The organism is Tenacibaculum sp. AWR4_210 (genome assembly GCF_056160945.1).
The window spans coordinates 1-574 of sequence record NZ_JBSWYF010000042.1; the positions used below are offsets into that span (position 1 = coordinate 1).

Sequence of the window (574 nt, forward strand, 5' to 3'; positions counted from 1 at the left end):
TGTCTCCCACCTATCCTACACATTACTTATCCAAAGTCAATACGAAGCTATAGTAAAGGTTCACGGGGTCTTTTCGTCCCGCTGCGGGTAATCGGCATCTTCACCGATACTACAATTTCACCGAGCTCATGGCTGAGACAGTATCCAGATCGTTGCACCATTCGTGCAGGTCGGAACTTACCCGACAAGGAATTTCGCTACCTTAGGACCGTTATAGTTACGGCCGCCGTTTACTGGGGCTTCATTTCAGATCTTCGCCGAAGCTAAACCCTCCACTTAACCTTCCAGCACCGGGCAGGTGTCAGGCCTTATACATCATCTTTCAATTTAGCAAAGCCCTGTGTTTTTGATAAACAGTCGCCTGGATCTTTTCACTGCGGCCAGCATTACTGCTGGCGACCTTTCTCCCGAAGTTACAGGTCTATTTTGCCTAGTTCCTTAGCCATGAATCTCTCGAGCACCTTAGAATTCTCATCCCAACTACCTGTGTCGGTTTACGGTACGGGTTCTTATAAACTGAAGCTTAGAGGTTTTTCTTGGAAGCCCTTAGCCGCACTATCCACGCATCCGAAGA

General features: G+C 48.1%; 1 rRNA gene. It reads right to left on the reverse strand.

Annotated elements, in window-relative coordinates:
* Positions 1-574, reverse strand: a 23S ribosomal RNA gene (locus ACXAG7_RS19925); the annotation flags it as partial.